Origin of the sequence: Sphingomonas sp. ABOLE (genome assembly GCF_003950455.1) — a bacterium.
GTDB lineage: Bacteria > Pseudomonadota > Alphaproteobacteria > Sphingomonadales > Sphingomonadaceae > Sphingomonas > Sphingomonas trueperi.
Window position 1 is genome coordinate 1 of the sequence record NZ_QQWY01000082.1, and the last position, 4,599, is coordinate 4,599.

3 protein-coding genes are annotated in these 4,599 nt (G+C 62.6%); 2 read left to right on the forward strand and 1 reads right to left on the reverse strand.

Going from position 1 to position 4,599, the window contains the following annotated elements:
• Positions 1–58: 58 nt before the first annotated feature.
• Positions 59–3,016 (reverse strand): Tn3 family transposase, encoded by a 2,958-nt coding sequence (locus CA234_RS23815; RefSeq protein ID WP_031286087.1) that lies wholly within the window; start codon positions 3,014–3,016, stop codon positions 59–61.
• A 139-nt stretch (positions 3,017–3,155) separates the two neighbouring features.
• On the opposite strand from CA234_RS23815, the gene CA234_RS23820 reads away from it, so the two are divergent.
• A complete protein-coding gene (locus CA234_RS23820; RefSeq protein WP_004213210.1) occupies positions 3,156–3,707 on the forward strand; it encodes a recombinase family protein in 552 nt (183 codons plus the stop codon).
• Complete coding sequence (locus CA234_RS23825) at positions 3,704–4,489, forward strand: SDR family NAD(P)-dependent oxidoreductase (protein WP_004213209.1); 786 nt, start codon at positions 3,704–3,706, stop codon at positions 4,487–4,489. The genes CA234_RS23820 and CA234_RS23825 overlap by 4 nt, the downstream gene beginning before the upstream one ends.
• Positions 4,490–4,599: the final 110 nt, after the last annotated feature.

Sequence of the window (4,599 nt, forward strand, 5' to 3'; positions counted from 1 at the left end):
AGGGGTGACTACACGAAAGTGACGTATCTGCACGGAAAGGGCGAACGGATAGCGAACGTCACGCGGCAAGTAGGGAGTTGACGGCGCGCAGCGGTCGCAAGGCGTCCGGATCGGGTTGATCTTCAACATTCCAGCTATAGTCACCGGTCAGCGAGATATGCTCCCAGCCCAATGGCGCGATGTGGCGTGCGATTTCGTCGGCTGTGCCGATGTCCGCCAGCGCCATTTCGAGATAGCGAGTGTTCCACAAGATGATGGCGGCGACGAGCAGGTTGAGGCCGGAGGCGCGATAGGTCTGGTTCTCGAACCGACGATCGCGCAGTTCGCCGAGCTGGTTGAAGAAGAGCGCGCGGGCGAGCGCGTTGCGGGCTTCGCCTTTGTTGAGGCCCGCCTGGGTGCGCCGGCGCAGGTCGATGTCGCGCAGCCAGTCGAGCATGAAAATGGAGCGTTCGAGGCGGCCCAGCTCGCGTAGTGCGAGGGCCAGTCCGTTCTGTCGCGGATAGGCGGACAAGCGGCGCAGCATTGCCGAAGCAGTGACGGTGCCGGTGCGGATCGACGTGGCGAACCGCAGCAGTTCGTCCCAATGCGCCGCGACATGACCCAATGCGATCGGTTCGGCCGTCATGCCGGCAAGCAAGGGGCCGGATTCTTGGCCGGGAAGGAGGTGTAAACGACGCTCCTTGATGTCGCGCAGGCGCGGCGCGAAGCGGTAGCCGAAGAAGGGCATGAGGCCGAACACATGGTCCGATGCCCCGCCCGTATCGGTGTAGTGCTCCTCGATCGTCAGGCCGGTCTGGTGATACAGCAAGCCATCCAGCACATAGGGCGCTTCGCCAGCGGTCGCCGCGATCACCCGACTTGCGAAGGGGTCATATCGATCCGAGACATGGGTGTAGAAGGCAACGCCTGGTTCGTTGCCGCTGCGCGCGTTGATGTCGCCGATCGCGGCCCCACGGCCCCCGGCATGAAATTGCTGTCCGTCGCTCGACGAAGTGGTGCCGTCTCCCCACAGCGCGGCGAGCGGCATGGCGCGATGGGCGTCGATCAGCCTTCCCAACGCTTCGCCATAGGCGGCTTCGCTGATGTGCCAGTCGTGAAGATGGGCGAGCTGACGCAGACTTGCGCCCCGGCAGGTTTCCGCCATGCGTGTGAGGCCGAGATTGATGCCATCGGCGAGGATGACCGTGAGCAGCGCATTGCGATCGTCGGCTTCCCGGCCCGAACGACGATGGATGAAGCATTCGCTGAACCCGGTCCAGGCATCGACCTCCAGCAGAAGATCGGTGATCTTCACGCGCGGCAGTCGATCATAGGCGGCGCGACGGGCAATCTCGGTGGCGGGCGGTGTTGCCGCCTTCAGCGGCGAGATGATGAGACCGTTTTCGTCAAGCTTAACCTGGGGCAGCTCCCCTTGCCGTGCAAGGACCGTTACCTGCTCGATCGCCGTGTCGAGCCTGGTGCGCCGTTCCTCGATATGGCGCTCGAAATCCGTTTCGATGGCGAGCGGCAACGGCCCCTTCTCGCGCAGCGCCGCAAAGGTCGCCGGCGGTATGAGATAGCTGTCGAAATCGCGAAACTGCCGGCTTCCCGCGACCCATATATCCCCGGCTCGCAACCGCTCGCGTAGTTGCGACAAGGCGCATAGTTCATAAGCGGCACGATCAACGATGCCATCCCGCAGGACGAACGGGCGCCATGCGGGCGGCACAAAGCGTAGCGGCACGCGATCAGGCAAGCGCCGTTTGCCGGTCCGATATAGCTCCGCGATGATGGCCAGCGCTGACAGGAGCCCCTGAACCGCGCCGGCGCCGCGAAACTCGAAGGCGTTGAGAAAAGCGCCGACAAAGAGCTTCACCGTCCGATGCCGCTCGATCAATTCGGCGGTGCGATCGACGGTTTCCGGTCGCCCGAGCACTTCGGCCTGCTCGACGGCCACGGCGAAGTGCTGCCAGTCCAGCGCCTCGATCTGCGCCAGAGAATCCACGCCCTTGCTGCGCGCGTCGATGAGGAGGCGGCAAGACCCCGTGAGCGTCCGGAGGTGGCCTTGCAACTCGCGCACCGTCTTGAGGGCTTTGTCGCGGGTCCGGTTCTCGGCGCGGCGCGCCATGCTGCCCAACAGCTTGTCGAACATCGTCAGGGTGGCGTCGGTCAGGCTTTCCTCAAGCCGGATGCCGGTTGCCGCCAGCGTCGCATGGCGGCGCAGGGCATTGAGTTCGCCAAGGTGCTGGGGTGTGATGCGGCTGCCTTCGTCCGCCAGCCTGTCAAAAGTCAAAGCCGGGATCATGTCGGCACGGGCGCGATCGAGGCCCAGCGCGCGGATATAGGCGAGCCGTTCGATCAGGCGCAGGATGTTGCGCGCTGCCGGCGATTGTGGCGCATTGCGCATCCAGGATAGCCATGTCGCGACCTGCCCCGGTCGTCGGGCCAGCAAATCGTCCAGGCCCTGAAGGGTGTCAGGCAGCAGGCCATTCGTGAGCACTTCATAGGTAAGCTGTTCGGCTTGCTGGCGCGCCCGCCGCAGCACCGCTTCGAGAATCGACGGAGAAGGCAGGAGGATCTGCAGGCGCCGGAGTTCATCGACGATGACGTCTGCCATCTGGCCGGGGTGTATGATGGTCTGCGCGATTGGGACCGAGAAGGCGACAACTTCACGGAAAGCGTTGCGGTCAAAAATCCTGAACCCGTGCGATCGTCGGATTTCGACGAGATGCTCGCGACGGGTCTGGTCCCGATGGGCATAATCCGCGAAGGCTGCCGGCGCGACGCCGAGTTGCTGCGCCACATAGGCGAGCACAGGAGCGGGCGGGACTTCGCCCGCTTCCAGCGCACGGCCAGGCCATCTCATATATAGCATGAGCATCGCATAGCCGAGCCGGGTGGCATCGCCGCGACGGCGGCCGACAATTTCCAGGTCGTCGCTGGTCAGCGTATAATGACGCGCGATCTCGCGCTCATCGAGCGGCGCGCCATAATGCCTCGCCCAGATTTCCAGGCTCACCAGTCGCCGTCTCGCCAAGCATCATCTCCTTCGCTTTGCGTGTCCGTCAGACGGTCCTCTGGCGGCCAACAGGAATATGTCCGTTAACTCTGGACCTGTAACGGCGATTCGGACAAGATCGCATAATGACGGGAAAACGGACAGGATCGGGCATCATGTGGCGCTGATCGGCTATGCGCGCGTCTCGACCGCAGACCAGAAGCTGTCGCTCCAGCTTGACGCGCTGAACACTGCCGGGTGCGACCGTATATTCGACGATCACGCATCCGGGGCAAAAGCCGATCGGCCTGGCCTAACCGAAGCGCTCGCCTATTTGCGCCCCGGCGACACGCTGGTGGTCTGGAAACTCGACCGCCTCGGCCGCTCGATGAGCCACCTGATCGAGAAGGTCGGCGAGCTTGCGGCGCGCGGCATCGGGTTCCGCTCACTCACCGAGAATATCGACACCACCACTTCGGGCGGCATGCTGGTGTTCAACATCTTCGGCTCGCTGGCCCAATTCGAGCGTGACCTGATCCGTGAACGCACTCATGCCGGCCTCAAGGCCGCACGCGAGCGGGGCAACAAGGGTGGTCGCCGGCCTGTCGTTACCCCCGACAAACTACGTAAAGCGCGGGCGCATATCGCAGCGGGCCTCACTGTTCGTGAGGCGGCGGCCCGGCTCAAGATCGGCAAAACCGCCCTATACAAGGCTCTGGAAAACGCGTGAAACCGCTGGCGATCAAGAACTCGTGGGTGCTGGTCACAGGGGCTTCGACCGGTTTGGGCAGAGCGTCCGCCCTCCGCTTGGCGGCATCGTACCAGGCCAAGCCCCTGATTGTTGGACGAAGGCTCGACAACTTGCGGGAGCTACAGACCGAAATTGACGAGCGGTTCAATGTGCCGTGCGAGATTATAGTGGCTGATCAACGTGAAATCGAGGGCAGGGAGAAAATCGCGGCTAAGGTTGCAGAATTGCAAGTAACAGCCGCTTTGTTGGTTGCCGGAATGACGAGCGTTGGTTCATTTGATGCAGGCCGTGCCGACACTTATGCCGAGGTAATTGAAACAAACATACTCGGTTTCACGGATTTGCTGGCTCGCCTGATTGCGATTTTCAGGGAGCAGCCGTTTGAATCCTCAGTAATCGCCGTGTCGAGCCTGGCGGGCGAAACATCCGTGCCCTTCCAAGCGGTCTACGGCGCGTCGAAAGCCTATGTGAGCACCCTCATGCGAGCGCTTTCCGTGGAGCTTGCCGGGACGGGAGTGAGTGTTGGGTCTTTTGCACCCGGTGGAATCGACACAGACATGGCTGCCCTCAGCGATTTGAAGTGGGGGAGGTTGGGTTTGATGGACGTTGACCGGTGCGCGGCCCATGCAGTCCACGCTCTGGTTTATCGGCAATCCTTCGCCATACCGGGGATGGGCAACCAGCTCACATATTTGGCGAGCAGGGTTCTACCTCGATCGTTGGTCAATCGGATTGCCGCCCTCCCATATCGGCGCCCGTAGGGCGGCACCACATAAAAGGGGCAGGAAAGCCTGCGAATAGCATCTGCTGGCATCGTACCGGATTTGTTCGCCCTTAGCGTGCAGATACGTCACTTTCGTGTAGTCACCCC